The following is a 19826-nucleotide window of genomic DNA, read 5'->3' as shown; positions in this document are numbered from 1 at the left end:
TGTCGCACGTGCCGTTTGTCCGCCATGTCGTGATTGCGACACCCAGAACCACGCGATCAATGCCGCGACCGGGGAGGTTGGCGAGGGCAGGCACGGTCGTCGACCGTGCCTGCCCTCATTCACCGGTTGTCCGTCCGCGAGCGCGATGCATGCCACCCGGCGCAGGGCACGACCTCGAATCCCCGGCTGGGGAAGACGGTGTCCATGAAGAAGTCGTGCATCGCCGGATCGCCGTCGGCGCAACCGTCACGCAGCACGGTCACGTGGTAGCCACGGTCCGCCGCGTCGTAGCACGTCGCAGTCACCATCGCGCTGGTCGCGACTCCGGCGATCGCGAGAGTGTCGACGCCGCGGGCGCGGAGCACGAGGTCGAGATCCGTGCCGGCGAACGCGCTGGCGCGGCGCTTCAGCACGATGACGTCCTCGTCGGCGACCGGCAGATCGATCTCGGGTCCGGCCGATCCCTCGTGGAAGGCGTCCCCGGCGTCGTAGAACGACCGGTACAAGGCGTTGTCCGGCGGCAGGTCGGCCCCGTTGTCCCGGAAGGCGAAGTGCACGAACACGACGAGCACACCGGCCGCGCGGGCGCGCGGGAGCAGTTCGGTGAGCGGCGGCAGGACCTGCCTGGCGAACGGGTAGCTGCCCGTGATGCCCTGCTGGACGTCGCCGATGATCAATGCGGTGGTCATGAGATGCTCCAGTCCAGCCGCTCCATCCGGCGCCCCGCGGTGAGCAGGACAGCCAGTCCGGCGGCCATGATGATTGAGATGGCCAGCAGCGCGTAGGTGAAGCTGCCGGTCGCGGACGCGATGGTCCCGGTGAAGTAGGGACCGACGAATCCGCTGATATTACTGACAGAGTTGATCATGCCGGAGGCGGCGGCCGCTTCGGTCAGGCCGATCGCCGGTATCCGCCAGAACTGGGGCATCGCGGTGATGATCCCGGCGACACTCGCCTCCGTCAGGCGTCGCCGAGGGAGAGGACGGCCATCGTGGCGGTGACGAGAACGAGAAGCGCCAGGTAGCTCCATGCGTGGAGCCGGTCGGAGATTCGCGGCGGACGGCGGCGCATGACGACGATCACCGGCAGGGCGCCGGCGAGGAGCGCCGCAGCGGCGCCGAGGTCGACCGGGCCATAGAGGAAGACGCCCGCGGACGCGGGGCTCCCCGCGTTCTCCGCGCCGAAGAGGACGAGCGCCGGCGTCGCGACGGCGAGCGTCAGCGGGTTGGCCAGCGTGGTGGCCGTGCGCATGTCATGGCCCAGCCGGCGAAGCAGGGGAACGGTCATGACGCTGCCCCCGACACCGAGGAACGACGCCGTCGCGCCGATGGGAATGCCGAGCGCGGCACGGATACGACCGGCCTCCTCTCCGCGGCCGGAGCCCGTGACCGCACTTTCCGCCCGGCGATGGAGGAAGCCGGGTCGCACGAGTACGTCGACGATCGTGGCGACGAGGTAGGCGACGAAGGCCCACTGCGTCACGAACGCGGGGGTCCATCGGGTCGCGAGGGCGCCGATCGCGCCACCGGCGGCGAGGAGGGCCAGCAGGGGCTTGCTCCGGCGCAGCAGGCTCAGGACGGCGCGGTCGGTCGCGACGGTCGCGACGCACGCGTTGACGATCATGACCACGGCGGAGGTCGCGACCGCGACATGGGCCGCGTCGGCGCCGAGACGCGCGTCGGCCCACACGATGACCGGAACGGTGACGAAGCCGCCGCCGAATCCGAACAGCACGGTGGTCAGGCCGGTGAGAAGGCCGATCCCGGCCAGCACGAGGACGCTCACGAGTTACGAGTCAAGCAATGTCTGCTTCTGGCGGACAATCGAAGCACAGCCCATATATTTCGATAGTCAGCCACTAGGCTGGGCGGGTGCGGAACGTTCAGCTCGCCGACGTCGATCGGGTCGCGAGGGCCGTGCTGCCCATCGGGACGGACTACGCCCCGGGACAGGTTCTCGACTGGCATCGGCATCGGCGCGCGCAGTTCCTGTACGGCGCCAGGGGAGTGATGGTCGTCGAGACCGACGACGGGACGTGGACGGTGCCGACCGACCGCGCCGTCCTCATCCCGGCGGACACCCGCCACCGCGTCAGGATGCTCGACGTCAGCACCCGCAGCCTCTACATCGAGCCGGACGCGGTGCCCTGGTGGCCCCACGTGTGCACCGTCGTCGACGTCACCCCTCTTCTCCGTGAGCTGTTGCTCGTCGCCGTCGACTTCGAGGCCGAGTACGACCTCGCCGGCCGAGAGGGGGCGATTGCGGCACTGTTGTTGCACGAGATCACCCGTCTGAGCCCGGTGCCGCTCCACGTCGGGCTGCCCTCGTCGCCGGACCTGGCGGACCTCTGCCGCGAGTACCTCGCCGACCCTGATGTCCAGATCACCAACGAGGACTGGGCACGCCGCCTGGTCATGAGCGAGCGCGCCTTCACCCGCCGCTTCCGTCGTGAGACCGGCATCAGTCCGGCCGCCTGGCGGACGCGCGCTCGGCTCGTCGCCTCGGTGCCGCTGCTCCGCACGTCCACGATCACTCAGGTCGCGAGCCGCCTGGGCTACTCCTCGCCGGCGTCGTTCACCGCGGCCTTCTCGCGCGCGTTCGGATTCGCTCCTTCCACGCTGGCCGCGAAATAGATCAGTTGCCCGCTTCGCCCCCGCTCCTGGAGTGGGGTCAGGAAAGCGCGGCGCCGGCGTCGTGGGTCGCGCGCGCGGCGATCAGGTCGGGCAGGTGCGCGCTGGTCCACTCGCAGGCGGTGGCCAACGGGCGGAACAGCGTGCGGCCGAGCGAGGTGAGCTCGTACTCCACGCGGGGCGGGTTCTCGGCGTAGGCGGTGCGGGAGACCAGGCCGTCGCGCTCCATCGAGCGCAGCGAGGCGGCCAGCGTCTTCGGTGTGATGCCCCGCAACGGCACCTGGAGCTCCGAGAAGCGCCGGGGACCTTCGGCGAGACAGGCGATGATCTTCACGGTCCACTTGCCGCCGATCTGGATCAGCGGCCTGACAGGGGCACATCCCGCGAACATGTCGGGTTCCAGCGGCCGGGTCACCGGTCCATCGTAGGCAACTATCGTTGCGGAAACCGGCGCCCCCCGATCTACCGTCTGCGCAGCGGCCGGCGATCTCACCGCCGGCCCTGTCGAACGGCATCACCGAGGAGGAGGTGGACCGGGCCCTGCGCAACGCGTTCGGACCCGGGGTTCGGGTCACGGGCATCCGGTGGGTCTCCCGGTTCACCGACGCCTCGCGGCAGATCGAGCGGTACCCCCGCCGACGTCTCCGGCCTCGCCGACGCCCTGGCACTGTGGGCGGGCGCGCCCGCGCGGTCGCCCTCGCCGGTGGACATCCCTGAGTGATCCAGGAACAACCTCTGAACCTCGTACGCGGTAGCCCTCCGGTGCGTCATCGGCATTCGGACCACTTTGAGCCACCGCTCATCTTCCTCTTGGCAACGGCTGCCGAGACACTTACGATCAACCAGCGCTGTTCACCTCGTTGAGCTTTGTGCCCCGTTTCGGGGATGCGACCTCGGATGCCGAAGCCAAGGGAGAGCCCACGATGACCGTGATCATGCTGTGGGCGCACACGCGCTCCATCTCGACGGCGTTCCTCCGCATGATGATCGAGCGCGGCGACGTGCTGGTCCTGCACGAGCCCTTGATCGCCCTCACCGAACTGGGCGAGGTGCCGGTTCCCACCCCCGAAGGGGGCTCGGTTCCCGCCCGTACGGAGAAGGAGTTCCTGGAGCTCGTGACCAGCCTGAGCCGGGTCCGCCCGGTGTTCGTCAAGGACGTGTTCGACTACCGGTACGAGTACTTCTACGACCATCCAGACGCGATCGCCGGGATCACGCACACGTTCCTGGTGCGGCATCCGCGCCAGACGATCAGCTCCCACTACGCGATGAAGCCGACGGTGACCAGCCAGGAGATCGGCTACGAGCGGCAGTACGAGCTGTTCGAGGCGGCATGGGCGGCCACCGGGCGCAAGCCCCTCGTGATCCGCTCCGAGCGGCTGGTCAGCGATCCGGTCTCGGTGGTCGAGAGCTTCTGCGCCTACGCCGGGCTGCCCTTCCTGCCGCACTCGCTCAGGTGGAGCCCCGGCGAACGGCCCGAGTGGCAGCGGTATCGCGCCTGGCACATCGATGCGATCCACAGCACGGGTTTCAGCGGCCACCGCAACGACTACACCGTCACGGTCGACAACAATGCCCTGCTGAAGTCCTACTACGACCACCACTATCCGTTCTACGAGCTGCTCGTCCAGCACGCCGACTGATCGGAGCCGGGCGGAGGGCTCTCTGGCCGATGTCGGCAAGGTGAGGAGGCGGGACGGTCAGAGGTCGGGGGTGGCAGGGCGGATGAGGCCGCTTTCGTAGGCGAAGACCACCACCTGGGCGCGATCACGCAGCCCGAGCTTGACCAGCACGCGGCTCAGATGCGTCTTGACCGTCGCCTCGGCCAGATGCAATGCCGCGGCGACCTCGGCATTGGACAGCCCGCGCGCCACCTGCACGAGCACCTCGTGCTCGCGCGCGGTCAGCCGCGCCAGCCGTTCGTGCCGCTCGGCGGGTCCCGGCGTCATCTGCGGCGCGAACCTGTCCAGCACGCGGCGGGTGACGCGCGGCGACAGCGCCGCCTCTCCCGCCGCGACGTTGCGGATCGCGCTCAGCAGCTCCTGCGGTCGCGTGTTCTTCGGCAGGAACCCGGCCGCGCCGGCCTGCAGCCCGGCGAAGGCGTACTCGTCCAGATCGAAGGTGGTCAGGATGAGCACGCGCGAGCGCGGGCTGTCGCGCGCGATCCGGCGGGTGGCCTCGATGCCGTCCAGGCCGGGCATGCGCACGTCCATCAGCACCACGTCCGGACGCAGGTGCCGCGCCAGCCGGGCCGCCTGCTCGCCGTCGCCCGCTTCCCCGGCCACCTCCATGTCCGGCTCGGCCTCGAAGACCATGCGGAAGGCCATCCGCAGCAGCGACTCGTCGTCGGCGATCAGCAGCCGGATCATCGTGGTGCTCCCAGGTCCAGTACGGCCAGCACCCGCCATCCGCCGCCCGTCACCGGTCCGGCGTCCAGGGTCCCGCCGTAGGCGGCCACCCGTTCCCGCATGCCCGCGATCCCGCGCCCATCGCCCCGGAGCCCGGAGCGGGGCTCGGGAACCCGGGTCTCGGTGTCGAGGGGCCCAGGGGTGCCAAGCGCAACCGGGTCGCGAACGTCGGTGATCTCCACCTCGGCACGGCGTGACGATACTTCGACCCGCACATCGGCGCGGGCCCCGGGTGCGTGCCGCAGCGTGTTCGTCAGCGCCTCCTGAACCAGCCGGTAGATCGTCAGCTGGGCGGCGGCGGGAACCGCCTCGGTGTCGCCGGCCACCCGGACGCACGTCGCCAGCCCGGCCGCGCGCGTCCGCTCGGCCAGCGGGCCGAGCTCGGCGATCCCGGGCGCAGGCTGAAGCATCTCGTCAAGGCAGTCCTCGCCCGAGGTGGCGCGGCCCCGGCCGGTCCTCAGGGAGCGGCGCATGTCCTGCAGGGCTTGGCGTCCCGTCGCGGCGATGTGCTCCATCGCCGCCGCGGCCCGGTCCGGCGCGCTGTGACGGACGTAGCCGGCGCTGTCGGCCAGCGCCACCATGACCGACAGGTTGTGGGTGACGATGTCGTGCATGTCGCGGGTCATCCGCGCGCGTTCCTCGGCGACGGCCAGCCGTGCCCGCTGCTCGCGGTCGTGCTCCAGGGAGGTCACGTACGCCCGCCGTACCCGCATCCACAGGCCGGCCATGAGGGCGGCGGTCGCCATCGCGCTCAGCGCGGCCGCCGTGAAGGGGAACTGGCCGGGCGGCGCCCAGCGGGCGGCGGCCAGCAGCACCCCGGCCTGCAGCGCGAGCGCCGCCGGCAGGGTGTGGCGCCACGGGCGGTGCGCGGCGACCGTGTACAGGGCCACCAGGAGGGCGGCGTCGGCGGGAAGCTGCACGTCCAGCGCCCACTGGACGGCGGCGGCGAGGCCGATCGCGCCCAGGACCGTCATCGGGGCGCGCCGCCTCCAGGCCAGCGGCGCCACCAGCGCCGTCTGCAGCGCGAGCAGCCACGGGGGACCGGACAGCACCCGGCCGGGGCCGAGCGTGGCCAGGAACAGTGCGGCGGCCGGCAGCGCGTCGGCGGGCACGGTCGACCATCGGCTCAGCGCGGTGAGGCGGGCCGCCAGACGGTCGGCTGGTCTCATGCGTTTCACCCTAGATGTCCTGCGGGTTCGCTCCCGCTCCTCCCCGGGGACGACCGTCATCCGAAAGTCGCATGCGCGCGTGCGACCTCCGCCGCTGGCCCGCGGACGTGCGGGGCTGCCAGCCTCGCCGGACGTCCTTTCCCGGTTGAGGAGCTTTCGCATGTCCTTTGTCACGAAAAATACGGATCTGGCCATGGGGGCAAAGGCCACCGGTTCGTCCGCTGTCTCCGAGAGCCCGGCGTCCGCCGTCCGGAAAGCCGCGGGCAAGGTCGCGGGCAAGGTCGCGGGGATGGTCGTGGGCAAGGTCGCGGGAATGGCCGTGCTGATGCTGGCGGTCTCCCTGCCCGTGGCCGGCGCCGACGCCGGGAGCCCGATCGGGGTGAGCCTGCCCGCGCCCGGCGGCCCGTATCCGGTCGGGACCGTGGCCATGCGGCTGGTCGACCGCTCGCGGCCCGATCCGCTGATGGCGGCCAGGCCGTACCGGGAACTGATGATCAGCCTGTGGTACCCGGCGGTTGCGGGCGGCGGACCGCTCGCACCGCACATGGCGCCGCTGGCCGCCGCCGACTGGGATCGGCACTCGGCGCCGCCCCTGGGCATCGCCAAGGGCGCCGTCACCTGGGGCGCCACGCGCACCCATGCCCGTGTGGGCGCGCCGGTCGAGCCGCGTGCGGGCAAGCTGCCGGTGGTGCTGTTCGGTTCGGGGGACGGCGGGCCGCGCACGCTGGGCACCGCCCTGGTCGAGGACCTGGCCTCGCGCGGCTACCTGGTCGTCACCGTCGACCACACCTACGAGGCCGACCAGGTGGAGTTTCCCGGCGGACGCCTGGCGCGCGCCCTGCCGCTGCCGGCGAAGCTGACGCCGAAGGTCATCGCCACGCTGCTGGCCAAGCACGCGCGGGCGCGCCTGGCGGACATGCGCTACGTCCTGGACCAGGTCACCGCCCTGGCCCACGGCCGCCCGATCGGGGGCAAGCTGCCCGAGGGGATGCTCGGCGCGCCCGACGCCTCGCGGGTGGGGGCGCTGGGACAGTCGCTGGGCGGGTCGGTCGCCGCGCAGCTGACCCGCGACGACGCCCGCGTGGACGCGGGCGTCAACCTCGACGGCGCCTATGTCGGCCCGGTGGCCACCCGCGGCGTGACCAGGCCGTTTCTGCAACTGGCGGCCGAGACCCACACGCGGGACAGCGAGCCGAGCTGGAAGTCGTTCTGGCGGGCCTCGACCGGATGGAAGCGGGAGCTGCGCGTCAAGGGCGCGGCCCACGGCTCGTTCACCGACCTGCAGCCGCTGCTGCCGCAGATCGCGGCCAAGTTCCCCAAGGTGCCGCTCGCGGACTACGTGGGCACGATCGAGCCCGGCCGTTCGGTGGCGGCCCAGCGCGCCTACGTCGGGGCCTTCTTCGACCTGCACCTGCGAGGCAAGCCGACCCACCTGTTCGAGGGCCCCGACACTCGCTTCCCCGAGGTCTCCCTCATCCCCTGACCCCGTGGGTCCCCGGAAGCAGGTCCGCGGCCGGGTCGTCGGGAGTGGCGAACCCGGCGCCGGACGGCAGTTCCTCCAGCTCACCCGCGGGGATCTTGCATGCGCACCCACCGCCGGCGGCGTACCGCGTCAATCTCCGCAGGGCCCATCATGATCCATGGAGCGTGAGAAGCGGAGGCGGACGGGAATCGAACCCGCCGCGCCGAGCTGCTCGGCGCCACCGGTTTTGAAGACCGGGAGGGCCACCAGGCACCCAGTCGCCTCCACGCGCCACTGTAGCGGCTCGGCTCACCGGATGATCACCCGATGGGTGTCGTCCACCCGCCGGGTACGTCCCGCCCGATCCAGATACTCCAGCAAGGGGATCGCCACGCGCCGCGACGTGCTGAGCGCCTCGCGGGCCTCGGCCGCGGTGAACGGCTGCGGCAGCCCGGCCAGGACCGACACCGCCTTGCCCGGGGCGTCGGGGAGCAGGACCACGCCCGGTGCCAGCCGTACCAGCTCACCGGCCTGCTCGGCGGCGGCCAGCGCGGCGGTGTCCAGGCCGAGCGCGGTCAGCCGGTCGGCGTCCGGCGCGCGGAAGGGGCTGCGGTCCAGCTCGCTGCGGACGACGGCGACCGCCGTGCGCAGCGGCGCGGCGAGTACGGCGGGTGCGGCGGCGAGACGGCCGCGCACGCGGTGCAACGCGGTGCCTTCCGCCAGCGCCGTCACCAGCGCCCGGTCCGGCAGGTCGAGCGCCTGTCGGAGTTCCTCGGCGCCCAGCCCGGGGTCGCTCGGGCTGGCCGCCGTGTGCTCGGCCACCAGCCGCACCAGCCGTTCGCGTAGTGCACTCCAGTGGGCCGGGTCGGCCAGCCAGTCGCCCGCCACCGGCGGACCGGGCGGCGCCGCGCCCATCGCCAGCAGCTCATCGCGCCGTACGAGGCCGCGTCGCCGCAGCTCGGCCGCGCCGTCGGGCACGCCGTCGAACTGGGCCAGCTCGGTGGCGCGCTCCCTGGCCGCTCCCCGGCGTCGTAACGCGGGCGGGCGCACGTCGAGCACGGTCACACCGCAGATCGCGCCGCTGCCCGGATCGCGCAGCAGCGCCCGGTCGCCCAGCCGCAGGGGGAGCGGGCGCGCGAGCGTGATCCGGGCGCTGTCCTGGCTGAGGGGCCTGATCCTGGCGGGTACGGCAGCCGATCCGATGTGCCAGACAAGCCGCTCGGGCAGCGGTCGCTCCGGCTCCGGGCGTCCGGTCAGCCGCACGTCCGTCTCCTCCACCGCCAGCCAGCGGCCGGGCGTCACGAGCGCGTCGCCACGCCGCAGCCCGGAGGCCGCCCGGCCGCGCAGATTCACCGCGACCCTGGCGGGCCCCGCGAGCTCCTGCCGGGCCACCTGCAGGCTGTGCAGGCCGCGGACGTACACGGGCTCGCCGGCCCTGGTCGCCTCGAACGTGTCGGAAACCCGGATCGTCCCCGCGCCGAGTGTCCCGGTGACGACCACGCCTCGCCCGTCGACGGTGAACGCCCGGTCGACCCAGAGCCGTACGTCGGCGTCAGGCTCGCCTGCGGGGATCGCCGCGGCCAGTCGGCCCAGTGCCTCCCGCAGACCGGACAGGCCCTGCCCCGTGACCGCGCTGACCGCCACCGACTCGACCGGGCCGAGGCTGCTGCGGGCCAGCCGCCCGGCGGCCTCGCGCATCGCGGGTTCCGGATCGGCCAGATCGGACCGCGTCACCGCCAGCACCCCGTGTCGGATCCCCAGCGCGTCGATCACCTCCAGGTGCTCCTGCGACTGAGCCTGCCAGCCGCCATCGGCGGCGACGACGAACAGCACGGCCGGGACCGCCGCCACCCCTGTCAGCATGTTGGTGACGAAGCGCTCATGGCCGGGGACGTCCACGAACGCCATCTCGGGCGTACCGGTCCAGACGAAGCCGAGGTCGATGGTGAGCCCTCGGCGTCTCTCCTCCGCCCACCGGTCGGGCTCCATGCCGGTCAGGGCACGCAGCAGCGACGACTTGCCGTGGTCCACATGACCGGCGGTCGCGATCACCCGCATGCGGTCACCGCGCTCAACAGCTCCTTGTCCAGCTCTTCCGGCACGGCACGCAGATCGAGCAGGAGGTGCCCGCGCTCGACCCGGCCGAGTACGGCCGGGTCTCCCGAGCGCAATCGCGCCGCGAGCACCGGAGCCACGGCCAGCGCCGCGCTCGGCAACGTCACGCCGGGAGCTCCGCCGCCGCCGACCCGTGCCTCGGTGCGCACCGCCGCGGCGTCGACACCGGCGTCGGCCAGGCGCTCGGCCAGTGCTTGGGCCCGGACGTACAGGGCCTCTGGATCGGCGTGGAGCGCGGCGGCGACCGGGGTGGCCGGGGCGGCGAGGGTCGCCTCCAGCGCGGCAAGGGTCAGCTTGTCCACGCGGAGCGCGCGGGCCAGCGGGTGTCTGCGCAGGCGTTCGACGAGGTCGGCGCGGCCCAGGAGGAGGCCGCACTGAGGGCCGCCGAGCAGCTTGTCGCCGCTGGCCGTGACCAGGTGGGCCCCGGCGTTCAGCCACGTCGCGGCGTCAGGTTCGGCGGGCAGGAGGGGGTCGGGACGCAGCAGGCCGGAGCCGGCGTCGGCCACCAGGGGCACTCCGAGTGTGCTCAGCTCGGCCACCTCCGGAGTGGCGGTGAAGCCCTCGATCCGGTAGTTGGAGGGATGCACCTTGAGCACGAAACCGGTCTCCGGCCCGACCGCCTCGGCATAGTCGCGGAGCGTGGTCCTGTTGGTGGTGCCGACCTCCCGCAGCCGGGCACCCGTGGAGACCAGCAGGTCGGGCAGGCGGAACCCGTCACCGATCTCCACCAGCTCGCCCCGGCTGACGAGGATCTCCTTGCCGCCGGCCAGCGCGGTCGCCGCCAGCACCAGCGCGGCGGCGTTGTTGTTGACCACGTGCACCGCTTCCGCGGCCGGTACGGCGGCGGCGAGCGCGGCCAGCGCGCTCCGGCCGCGTCTCCCGCGCCTGCCGGTCTCCAGGTCGAGCTCGATGTCGGTGACCCCCGCCGCATCGGCGATCGCCCGCACGGCGAGGGGCGAGAGGGGCGCCCGTCCCAGATTCGTGTGGAGTAACACGCCGGTGGCGTTGATGACCCGACGTAACGGGGTGAGGGCGGCCAGAGCCGCCCGTTTGACCGCGTCGGGCGCGAGCTCGCCGGTGCGGGCACGCTGCTGGGCTTGCTGGATCGCGGTTTTCACCCGGTCACGCCCGGCCCGTGCGACAGCCGGGGCGAGATCGGGATCGGCGAGCAGGTCATCGGTGCGGGGGATGGAACGCCGTGAGTCCACGTGATCCAGAGTGCCGCATACCGTGCGATCGGCGCATCAGGCGGACGCCGCGGCCAGGGCCGGGAGGGGACCGACTCCGGCACGCTGTCTCACCTTTTACTACATTCGTAGGTCGGTTGGTGGTGGGCGCAGATCTGTTCCCTGACCGCGCTCCGCTGGGATGCCAGAGGTGAGGTGGGCGCGGGTGACCGCGAGGAAGGCCAGCGCGAGCATGACAGTGGTGACGTGGCGGTGCCAGGGCGTCCACTTGCGAACCTGGTACTGAGTCAGCCCGAGCAGGTCCTTGCCGTACTCGTTGTGCTCCTCGATCTTCCCCCGCAACCCAGCGATCCGGATCAGCTCGCTGATCGCGGTGCCCTCGATGGCGTGGGCCAGGAAGAACTCGATCTCGGCCGGGTCGGCGACGCAGCGCCGCGTCAGCAGCGTGTGAGCGTGGCCGGGGGCAGGGGCCTGGTCCTTGATGGCCACGGTGACGCCGGCCCAGTCGTACGAGCGGATGCCCTTGGTGCCGGTTCCGCACGCGCGGTGTTCCCGTACGAGCGGCCGGCTGGGCGCGAGCAGCCGGTCCGGCGCGTGGCCGACCGGTTCGCCGCCGCCGTCCGGCGTGCGCACCGGCAGATCGACCGGGACGGCCATCACATACGCGATCGGCCGCTCGGCGCGGTGGCAGAACGCGCGCAGGTCAGGATCGCGGCCGTAGCCGGCATCCGCGGTCAGGTACGCGAAGGGCGTCCCGGCGGCCACCTCCTGTTCCAGCATCTCGATCACCAGATGCGGCCTGGTGGCGAACGCCACGTGCTCGGGGACTCCGGCCTCGGCCCGCCCACCGGGGTCGCCGGCCCACAACTCGGGCAGATACAGGCGCCGGTTGATGAACGCGTGCCCCGCGTTGGAGGCATAGGTGAGCATCGGTATGACCTGGCAGTTCTCCACTTGTCCGGTGGCACCGCAGTATTGCCGGGCGACTCCGACCGACCGGTTGCCTTTCTTGATGGCCTGGGCGTCGTCGGCGATCAGCACCGCGTCCGGACTGCCCAGATGCGCCACCACGTAGTCACGCACCTGGTCGCGTAGCGCTTCGACGTCCCATTTGGCCCGGTCCAGCAGATGCTCGAACCGGTTGGCGGTGCTGTGCCCGACATGGTCGGACAGCTGCCAGGAGTTCTTCCGGGGGACGTCGGCCAGCAGGCCGCGGACCAGATCGGTGAAGCTCGCTCTGGGTTCGGGCCGGGCGAACAATGAGCGCCCGATCCGCTCGGTCAACGCGGTCAGCTCGGCATCCCAGGCCATGACGAGATCGTAGGAGAGCAAGGCCACTCGCACCATCACGCATTCGATTTCGCCGCGTCCGTCGAATCCGAATTCGATCTACGAATGTAGTGGAATGATCTACGAATGTAGTGCCTGATATGGCGAAAATTCGTCCCTTGACCCGGATGTCCGATCATGTCAAGCTGCGTGCGAAATGATCGATTTCCCGATAGCTGCCGCGAAAGGCGAGGCTTAATGGGGCATTTATCCACTCTCCGCACCATTTCCAACTCCTTTCTTAATCTCGAGGTCGACGACGCGGAAGCCGGCTCGCTGGCCTCATGGACCGGCCACGTGCGCTACACCCCGAAGTACGGGTCGCGGAACACCACCGTGGAGACCTGGGGGCTCGAACTGGCTCCCAAGTCCTCCCTGACCGCGGGCGTCAACTCGGTCCGCGGGCGTGAGCGCGAGCGCTTCTCGCTGGCCGGCGGCGAAGTCGTCGTCTACGACTGCGAGGACCCGGCCGACGCCAGGTGGGCCGTGTGGCTGGGCCCGTGGCACATGGCGCATGGGCTCTTCTACACCCCCGAGTGGGAATCGGCCGACATCGTCGACACCTTCAGCCGGGTGACGTGGCAGGACACCCCCGAGGGCATGACGGCTGCCGGGGGCGGGCGCTTCGACGTCTCCATGGAGCTCTACGCGATCTCGATCGCGGGAATCGGCACCATGACGGTCGAGCCCAAGCAGGCGGGAATCAACCGGATTCCCAAGTGGCGAGGGTACGGCGCACAGTCGGGCGAGCTGTGGCGGCTGCCCGCGCCGCCCTCGGACCAGGCGACGCCGTTCCTTCTGGTCACCGAGACCGCCATCGCGACTCTGTATCCCTGGGACGCCCCGGGCTCCAACAGGGCAGGCGTGTCGGCCCGCGCGGCGGCGGGCGCCCCTGAGACCGCCGCCGACTTCCTGAACAAGGTCAAGCGCGTCGAGTGGCGGGCCTGACGTGGAGCCGTTGACCGCGGTGGTCATCATCCTGGCCGTGCTCGTCGCCCTGCTGTTCGCGGCGGGCGCCGGGCTCTTCCGGCGGGTACGCGAACTGGAACTGGCCACCTACAGCGGCGTCGGCCTGAGCGTGGCCACCGGCCCCGACGCGCAGGCGAGCGGGCTGGCCGTTCCCGGTGGCACGACCATGGTCATCAAGGTCAACCGGCGCTGCCCCATCTGCGACGAAGTCATGCTCGCGGCCGCCGCGCTGACGGCCACCCTCCCCGCGGACATGTCGTTCACCGTGCTGTCCGACGACCCCGGGTTCGACAAGGCCCTGCCCGACTCCATCCGCGTGATCAAGGATCCGGCGATCTGGCGCGCGGCCAGAGTGCCGTACACCCCGGCTCTGCTCGTCGTGGAGGAGAACGGCGTCGTGGTGTTCACGGCCCCGGTGGGGTCAGGAGAGGCGCTCACGGAGATCGTCGAGCGAGCGGTAGCAACCAGAAAGGAAGTGAAGCTGTGAAGGCCGAGAAGCGGACGTCGATACTCGATCAGATACCCAGCGCCGAGGACATGCCCGAGCAGGCGATGCCGACGCTCATGTCCGCCAAGCGGGAAGGCTGGAGCAGGCGGCGCGTGCTCGGCATCGCCACCGGAGCCGCCGTGGCGACGGGCCTGGGCGTTCTCGACCTCCTGCCCTGGTCGAAGCCGCGCAGCGCCGCGGCCGCCACCTACACCGCGTGGGAGAGCTGCCACGGGTACGCCAACGCCAGCAGCGTCTGCGTGCCCTCGAGCGCGCTGTACTCGGGCAACTGCTCCGGCTCGTGGCACCGCAACGACGGCGCGTCCGGCACCTGCTACAACCTTCGCTACACCCACTACGCCTCCACCTGCGACGGCAACAACGCGTGGAAGTGGTACGGCGGCAGCACCACCGCCACCCGCCGCAAGTGCTCCGACGGCTGGTACGAGTACCACGACTGCGGCGGGGGCAACGTCTCGCGTTTCTCCATCTGCCGCACGGCGATCTGACCTGGATCCATGAGCCACTCCTCGACCGCGTCCGTCCGCCTGTTGGTGCCCGGCCTGGCATTGATCGTGGCGGCGGAGGCACTGGTGGTGTCCCTGAACCTGACGGGTGCGAGCACCAGCGGCTTCACCTGGCTGGTGGCGGCTCTCGTCGCCGGGTTCTCCCTCTCCGGCTCCGTTTGAAGCCTGAACAGCGCCTGGGTGCTGTCCTCGTCGGTCCGACGGGGTATTGACATAGCCGGCTTCGTCGCCGGGTTGTTCGTGGGAGCGGGCGCCGTCACATTCGTGCTGGTGGTCGTCGGATCTGTGCTCCGAGCTCCGTTCCCGATGCTGGTTCTGCAGATCCTGGTCGCGGCGGCGGCGGTTGTCTTCCTGCTTCGCGAGCTGGATTTGCTCTCTTTCCCGTTGCTTCAGAATGCGCGGCTGGTGCCGCAGTTCGTCACCAGGATTCCGTTCTGGGGCGCCGTGCAGTTCGGCGTCGAAATGGGCACGGGAATGCGCACCTATTCTCCGACCGGGCTGCCGCACATCATGGCAGTCTCGATCATGTTCCTGGCGTCCTGGGAGGAAGCGCTCATGGCGGGCGCCGGCTTCGCGGCGGCGCGGGCGTTGATGCTCCTGACCTTCGCCGCGGCCCGGAACAAGATGGAGGCGGACACGGCGTTCTACTTCACCCTGCCGAAGCTGAAAGTCCTGTTCGCCGTTCTCGCGGTGCCCGTGGTGACGATGCTGGTGATCGGGTGATCGTCTTCGTCGCCCGCTACGGGCTGGGCATCGTCCTGGCGCTGGCCGTGTTCGGGAAGGCGGGTAACTTCACCGCGTTCCAGGGCACCCTGGCGACCTTCGGAATCCGAGGACGACTTGCCCAGGTGGGCGCCTTCACGGTGGTGACCGTGGAGGCGCTCACCGCGCTGATGGTGGTCTCTCCCGTCGCCGACGTGGTCGTGGGCGTGACGGGGACCTGTCTGGGCGCATCCTTCACAGTGGCGCAGACGTATCTCCTGGCGATGGGGGAGCAAGCCCCCTGCCTCTGCTTCGGCTCCAAGGAGCGGGCATCGATCCGCACGTGGGCACGAGCGGCGCTGGTCCTGCTCATGGGGCTGGCTCTGTGGGGCGCCGCGGCCTGAGAAGCCACTCAACCTTCCGCCGCCATCGGTGAGTGTTGTAGGTGAGGAGTCCACGACGGAGGGTTGGGCCGGTGACCGATGACGGGTTCCGCGAATTCGTGGCCGCGCGTGGTCTGGCGCTGTCGCGCATGGCCTACCTGGTCACGGGAGACCACGGCCTGGCCGAAGACCTGGTGCAGGAGGCCCTGGTCAAGGTCGCGGCACGATGGCGGAAGCTGACGAAGAAGGGCGATCCCGAGCCGTACGTCCGCAAGGTCATGATCAATCAGCTGCGTACGTGGAGGCGTCCCCGCCGGCTGACGTTCGTGCCGACCGCGGACCTTCCCGAGTCATTGCCGTCCACGGACGAGTCCGAGCAGGCGGAACTGAAGGTCGCGCTGGCGCGGGCGCTGAGCGTGCTCGCGCCGAAGCAGCGGATCGTGCTCTATCTCAGGTTCTACGAGGATCTCTCCGAAAGCGCGGTCGCCGCTGAGCTGGGATGCTCCGTCGGGACGGTCAAGCGTCACACACATGATGCGCTCAAGCGACTCCGGCAAGTGGCTCCTCAACTACTCGAAGCGGAGGTGCGCTCATGAACCGGCCACTCGGTGAGGCCTATCACCACCTCGCCCAGGACGTACGCGACTACGCCGATGCCGACCGGGCGCTTGTCACACTGCGACCCCGCAGAACCCGCCGGGCGCTGATCGCCGGCTCGGCCGCCCTCATGGTGATCGTCGGCGGTGTCGTCGCCGTCCAGCAGTTCCTGCCCGGCCCTCCGGACACCGTCGCGACGGTGGTGTCGCCGACGCAAGTCGTGCGGGTCGTGGAGCCACCTGCCGAGGCGCCGACCCTACCCTCCGCCGGCCCTGTCGGGCGGGGCGCCATGGTCTACACCGCCTGCCAGTCGGAGTGCCCCACCTTCCTGCTGCTCACAGACGGCCGGCAGTACCTGCTGGGCGAGCGGACCGTCAATCCGCCGGGCAACATCACGCTCTCCCCTGACGGGCGATGGCTTGGACAGCCCGTCGGCGGTGGATACGAGGTCAGGGATCTGCTGGGCGTCACGGTGCACAGACTCGACCCTCCGGCCGGCGGCAACGCGGACAGCGCGTACAGCCCGTGGGCGTGGTCCGCGGACTCACGACGGCTGATCGCCGGCTATCACGCCAGCGGAGACGTCAGCTTCTATACATCGCTGGAGCTGCCCGGCGGTCGCACCAGCGAACTCCGACTGCCTCCTCGGCAGGAGCCGGTCGGCCTGCTGCCCTCGGGCGAACTTCTCCTTCTCGACCAGAGCCAGTACGGCAAGCTGCCCCTCGAACGCGTCACGCTCAAGTACGCGAACACCGGCCACACCGTCACCCTCACGTCAGGAGCGGGTCTCCTCGCCGACACGGACCACGGGTTGTGGATCCAGGTGAACGACAAGCGCGTCTTCACCCTGGAGTACTCCGGTGACCGGACCACGGTCCTGGAGTTCGACCTCGCGGGCAAGCAGGTGGCTCGCCTACCGCTGTCGGCCGATCAGTTCCCGATCGGACCTGTGGACGGCGGCTTCGCCGTCATGCGGATTCCCCAGGACCAGGCCAACGGACGGCAGAAGCTGGAGTCCATCTCCCCCGCGGGGCGTCGGCCGCTGTTCGATGTCCCCGGTCTGGCCGCCGTGGTCCTGCCGGGAGGAGCGCGACACTAGCCTCTGGGCGGCCGGGGACCCGGGGGATGGTCCCCGTCCCGCCTGCGGATGCGCCGCCTGACCTCAGCGTGCGGCGTTGTGGTCCGGCCCGGTCGCGGTCGAGTTCGCTCGGTCCGATGGTGCGTCTTCCGCCGGGAGCCTGAACGTCGCGGCCGCCGGCAATCATCGGCTGACTCTTGTGCATCGATGTCGCCGCCGCGGCCACCCGCGAGCTGGCCGCGGCGGGTGCCGAACTGGTCCAAGGCGACCTGGACGATCCCGGCAGCCTCAAGGCGGCCATGGCCGGTGCCCACGGCGTCTTCGCCGTCACCCCGGACGACCTGGACAGCGAACGCGAGGTCCGGCGCGGCCGGCACCTGGCAGACGCCGCGGCAGCGGCCGGGGTCGCCCATCTGGTCTTCGCCTCCGTCGGCGGCGCCGAGCGAGGCACCGGCATCTCGTATTGGGAGAGCAAATGGGCGATCGAGCGGCACATCGCCGCTCTCGGGCTGCCGGCCACCGTTTTGCGGCCGGTGCGCTTCATGGAGAACCACGCCATCCCCGGGCTGGGGCTGGGCGGTATCTCTCCCGACGGGGTGCTGCGCCACCTGTTCGCCCCCGACGTCCCCGTGCAGCTGATCGCCGTGACCGACATCGGCGCGTTCGCCGCCCTCGCCTTCGCCGACCCTGCCACATACCTGGGCCAGGCCTTGGAGCTGGCAGGCGACGAGCTGAGCCCCGACGCCACTGCGCGCCTGATCGGCCGGCACCTTGGGCGCCAGATCACTTACCAGCAGGTCGCCGGCGAGGAACTGAACCTGAGTGAGGACGCCTCGCGCGCCTTCACCGCCCAACGCGGTCTGTGGCGCGCCGACATTCCCGCCCTGCGCCGCAGTCACCCCGACCTGCTTGACTTCCCCACTTGGCTGAATCAAGGCGGCGCCGACGCCATCGCCGCGCTCCTCGACGGCTGACCCAAAGCCCCGTCCCGCCATCCCTGACGGGCTCTTGAGGGAGCAGTCCATGGTGGCGCTTCGGGCCCGCCAGTCGGCGGGTATCACCCGCCGCGTGGCGCTCGAAAGGCGGGCGGCGATGGATCACGATGCTGGCAGGCGGCGATGTCAGCCGCCCGTAACCTCGGCGACGTCGGGAGTTCTGATGAGCACGACCACACCGCCTCCACCGCCCTTCGACCCGGAGCTGGCCGCGGCCCTCGCGGTGCTGGGGGAGTGGCTGCCCCCGTCGTTCACTCCGGACGTGATCCCGGCCCTGCGGCAGGCGCCTCTGACCGATCTTGAAGAGGACCTCAGCAGGGGCGGAGCGATCGAGGTTGCGGAGCTCGCCGTTTCCGGCCCCGTGGGGGAACCCGACATATCCCTGCTGGTATGCCGCCCCTCGAACACCAGCCCCACGACGCCGCTCCCGGCGATCTATCACATCCACGGCGGCGGAATGATCATGGGCAACAACCGCGTCGGGCTGGCCGACGTCCTCGAATGGGCGATGGAACTGCAGCTCGTGGTCGTCTCGGTGGAGTACCGGCTGGCGCCCGAGCATCCGCACCCGGCGCCGGTCGAGGACTGCTACGCGGGCCTGGTCTGGACCGCGGAGCACGCCGACGAACTGGGTATCGACCCCGGCCGGATCCTGGTGGCGGGCGCGAGCGCGGGCGGCGGGCTGTCCGCGGCGGTGGCCCTGGCGGCCCGCGATCGGGGTGGCCCCGGCCTCATCGGGCAGATGCTGCTCTGCCCGATGCTCGACGACCGCAACGACACGCCCTCCGCCGAGCAGATGGCCGGACTGGGTGTCTGGGACCGTACATCGAACGAAACGGGCTGGACGGCGTTGCTCGGTGAGAAGCGGGGCGGCCCCGACGTCTCGCCCTACGCATCCCCGGCGCGGGCCACGGACCTGTCCGGGCTGCCGCCGGCCTTCATCGACGTCGGCTCCGCGGAGACGTTCCGCGACGAGGACGTCACGTACGCCAGCCGCATCTGGCAGGCCGGAGGCCAGGCCGAGCTGCACGTTTGGCCCGGCGGGTTCCACGGGTTCGACATGATGGCGCCGCAGGCCGCGATCTCCCAGGACGCCAAGGCGGCCCGGGTGCGCTGGTTGCGGCGGCTGCTCGGCGCCTGAGCTTCCGATCTGGCCCGTGACGTCGCGCTGGGGCAGGATGGCCTGGTGAGAGAGCTCGTCGGGAGGCTCGCCGCGCTCGACCCCGACGCCGGCGCCGCGGTCCAGGTCATCGCCTACTTCGACCGGCTGGTGGAGTCGCGTGCGGGCCTGGAGGCGATCGTCCGCGGCGCGGCGGTGCTCGCCGGGTGCCCCGCCCGGCTGGTCGACGGTGAACGCCGCGTGCGCGTCCGCGTGCTGGCCGACGGGCGGCGCGAGGACGTCGGCACACCCCCGGACCCGGCGTGGTCCAGCACGCCGCTGCCGAGCGCCGGGACGGGAACTTTGTGGCTGGAACGCCCAGGTCCCGCCGGGCCGGTCGACGCCATGGTGCTCGAACGGGCCGCCGTGGCGGCCAGGGACGTCCTGGACCGGACCCGCGGCCGGGCGCCGGGCGGGCGGCCGGGTGACGATCCCGCGCTGATCGAGTTGGTGCTCGACGGGTCGGCGCCGGAGCCGGTCCGGTTACGGGCCGCCCGCCTCCTGGGGCTGCGCGACGCCGGCCTCGCCCGGGTGCTGGCGGTCGAGGGGGGTGGGGCCGTGATCGAACCTGTCGGCCCCTCCTCCGCGCGGTCTCCCCAGCAGGTACGGCGGGCGGGGGGCGGCCCGCC

At 71.2% G+C, this 19826-nt stretch carries 22 protein-coding genes, 1 tRNA gene and 1 pseudogene; 14 read left to right on the top strand and 10 right to left on the bottom strand.

Going from position 1 to position 19826, the window contains the following annotated elements:
• Positions 1-119: 119 nt before the first annotated feature.
• Genes AWQ71_RS18315 through AWQ71_RS18305 form a run of 3 tightly spaced genes read right to left on the bottom strand, consistent with a single transcriptional unit; the run spans position 120 to position 1785 of the window.
• Positions 120-689 carry a cysteine hydrolase family protein gene (locus AWQ71_RS18315; protein WP_067134734.1) on the bottom strand — a complete coding sequence of 190 codons (570 nt, stop codon included), beginning with the start codon at positions 687-689 and terminating at the stop codon, positions 120-122.
• Positions 686-928: a hypothetical protein gene (locus tag AWQ71_RS18310; protein ID WP_067134732.1), complete on the bottom strand. Its 243-nt coding sequence runs from the start codon at positions 926-928 to the stop codon at positions 686-688. Before AWQ71_RS18310 ends, AWQ71_RS18315 begins: the two co-directional genes overlap by 4 nt.
• Before the next feature lie 32 nt (positions 929-960).
• Positions 961-1785: a sulfite exporter TauE/SafE family protein gene (locus AWQ71_RS18305; protein ID WP_067134731.1), complete on the bottom strand. Its 825-nt coding sequence runs from the start codon at positions 1783-1785 to the stop codon at positions 961-963.
• An 86-nt stretch (positions 1786-1871) separates the two neighbouring features.
• Here AWQ71_RS18305 and AWQ71_RS18300 point away from each other — a divergent pair, with 86 nt between their 5' ends.
• Complete coding sequence (locus AWQ71_RS18300) at positions 1872-2633, top strand: AraC family transcriptional regulator (protein ID WP_067134729.1); 762 nt, start codon at positions 1872-1874, stop codon at positions 2631-2633.
• Between the two features lie 37 nt (positions 2634-2670).
• On the opposite strand, the gene AWQ71_RS18295 is transcribed toward AWQ71_RS18300, so the two are convergent.
• Positions 2671-3045, bottom strand: a complete 375-nt coding sequence (locus AWQ71_RS18295) for a winged helix-turn-helix transcriptional regulator (protein WP_245658352.1) — start codon at positions 3043-3045, stop codon at positions 2671-2673.
• A gap of 508 nt (positions 3046-3553) precedes the next feature.
• Between AWQ71_RS18295 and AWQ71_RS18290 the strand changes: the two genes are divergently transcribed.
• Positions 3554-4273 (top strand): sulfotransferase-like domain-containing protein, encoded by a 720-nt coding sequence (locus AWQ71_RS18290; protein WP_067134728.1) that lies wholly within the window; start codon positions 3554-3556, stop codon positions 4271-4273.
• Positions 4274-4330: 57 nt separating this feature from the next.
• Here AWQ71_RS18290 and AWQ71_RS18285 read toward each other — a convergent pair whose 3' ends face one another.
• Complete coding sequence (locus tag AWQ71_RS18285) at positions 4331-4999, bottom strand: response regulator transcription factor (protein ID WP_067134726.1); 669 nt, start codon at positions 4997-4999, stop codon at positions 4331-4333.
• Positions 4996-6207, bottom strand: coding sequence for a sensor histidine kinase (locus AWQ71_RS18280; protein ID WP_067134725.1), 1212 nt, complete (start codon positions 6205-6207; stop codon positions 4996-4998). Before AWQ71_RS18280 ends, AWQ71_RS18285 begins: the two co-directional genes overlap by 4 nt.
• A 160-nt stretch (positions 6208-6367) precedes the next feature.
• Here AWQ71_RS18280 and AWQ71_RS18275 point away from each other — a divergent pair, with 160 nt between their 5' ends.
• Positions 6368-7690, top strand: coding sequence for an alpha/beta hydrolase family protein (locus AWQ71_RS18275; protein ID WP_245658351.1), 1323 nt, complete (start codon positions 6368-6370; stop codon positions 7688-7690).
• 171 nt (positions 7691-7861) lie between these two features.
• On the opposite strand, the gene AWQ71_RS18270 is transcribed toward AWQ71_RS18275, so the two are convergent.
• The 4 genes from AWQ71_RS18270 to AWQ71_RS18255 form a co-directional block, all read right to left on the bottom strand.
• Positions 7862-7955 (bottom strand) — tRNA-Sec (locus tag AWQ71_RS18270).
• 23 nt (positions 7956-7978) lie between these two features.
• Positions 7979-9727: a SelB domain-containing protein gene (locus tag AWQ71_RS18265; RefSeq protein WP_067134722.1), complete on the bottom strand. Its 1749-nt coding sequence runs from the start codon at positions 9725-9727 to the stop codon at positions 7979-7981.
• Positions 9718-10992, bottom strand: coding sequence for an L-seryl-tRNA(Sec) selenium transferase (gene selA / locus AWQ71_RS18260; protein WP_084259015.1), 1275 nt, complete (start codon positions 10990-10992; stop codon positions 9718-9720). Before selA ends, AWQ71_RS18265 begins: the two co-directional genes overlap by 10 nt.
• Positions 10993-11091: 99 nt before the next feature.
• A complete protein-coding gene (locus AWQ71_RS18255; protein WP_067134718.1) occupies positions 11092-12318 on the bottom strand; it encodes an IS701 family transposase in 1227 nt (408 codons plus the stop codon).
• A 279-nt stretch (positions 12319-12597) separates the two neighbouring features.
• Here AWQ71_RS18255 and AWQ71_RS18250 point away from each other — a divergent pair, with 279 nt between their 5' ends.
• The 11 genes and pseudogenes from AWQ71_RS18250 to AWQ71_RS43875 form a co-directional block, all read left to right on the top strand.
• Positions 12598-13248, top strand: a complete 651-nt coding sequence (locus tag AWQ71_RS18250) for a hypothetical protein (RefSeq protein ID WP_067134716.1) — start codon at positions 12598-12600, stop codon at positions 13246-13248.
• A 1-nt stretch (position 13249) separates the two neighbouring features.
• Positions 13250-13756 (top strand): hypothetical protein, encoded by a 507-nt coding sequence (locus AWQ71_RS18245; RefSeq protein ID WP_067134714.1) that lies wholly within the window; start codon positions 13250-13252, stop codon positions 13754-13756.
• Positions 13753-14265 carry a hypothetical protein gene (locus AWQ71_RS18240; RefSeq protein WP_067134712.1) on the top strand — a complete coding sequence of 171 codons (513 nt, stop codon included), beginning with the start codon at positions 13753-13755 and terminating at the stop codon, positions 14263-14265. The genes AWQ71_RS18245 and AWQ71_RS18240 overlap by 4 nt, the downstream gene beginning before the upstream one ends.
• A 9-nt stretch (positions 14266-14274) precedes the next feature.
• The gene (locus AWQ71_RS41715; protein WP_157570420.1) at positions 14275-14445 is read left to right on the top strand and encodes a hypothetical protein; all 171 of its coding nucleotides are present in this window, start codon (positions 14275-14277) and stop codon (positions 14443-14445) included.
• 102 nt (positions 14446-14547) lie between these two features.
• Entirely contained in the window at positions 14548-15006 is a 459-nt protein-coding gene (locus AWQ71_RS18235; RefSeq protein WP_157570419.1) for a hypothetical protein, read from the top strand.
• Entirely contained in the window at positions 15003-15389 is a 387-nt protein-coding gene (locus tag AWQ71_RS18230) for a MauE/DoxX family redox-associated membrane protein (protein ID WP_067134706.1), read from the top strand. The genes AWQ71_RS18235 and AWQ71_RS18230 overlap by 4 nt, the downstream gene beginning before the upstream one ends.
• A gap of 71 nt (positions 15390-15460) precedes the next feature.
• The gene (locus AWQ71_RS18225) at positions 15461-15964 is read left to right on the top strand and encodes a SigE family RNA polymerase sigma factor (protein WP_067134704.1); all 504 of its coding nucleotides are present in this window, start codon (positions 15461-15463) and stop codon (positions 15962-15964) included.
• Entirely contained in the window at positions 15961-17064 is a 1104-nt protein-coding gene (locus tag AWQ71_RS18220) for a hypothetical protein (RefSeq protein WP_067134702.1), read from the top strand. Before AWQ71_RS18225 ends, AWQ71_RS18220 begins: the two co-directional genes overlap by 4 nt.
• Positions 17065-17240: 176 nt before the next feature.
• Complete coding sequence (locus tag AWQ71_RS18215) at positions 17241-18017, top strand: NmrA family NAD(P)-binding protein (RefSeq protein ID WP_067134700.1); 777 nt, start codon at positions 17241-17243, stop codon at positions 18015-18017.
• A gap of 184 nt (positions 18018-18201) precedes the next feature.
• Complete coding sequence (locus AWQ71_RS18210) at positions 18202-19179, top strand: alpha/beta hydrolase (protein WP_067134699.1); 978 nt, start codon at positions 18202-18204, stop codon at positions 19177-19179.
• A gap of 45 nt (positions 19180-19224) precedes the next feature.
• Positions 19225-19826 (top strand): annotated as a pseudogene (locus AWQ71_RS43875) (helix-turn-helix domain-containing protein); the annotation flags it as partial.

Source organism: Microtetraspora malaysiensis (genome assembly GCF_001528665.1).
Lineage (GTDB): Bacteria > Actinomycetota > Actinomycetes > Streptosporangiales > Streptosporangiaceae > Microtetraspora_A > Microtetraspora_A malaysiensis.
The sequence above is the reverse complement of the archived record's forward strand: the minus strand, read 5'-3'. Positions and strand labels throughout refer to the sequence as shown.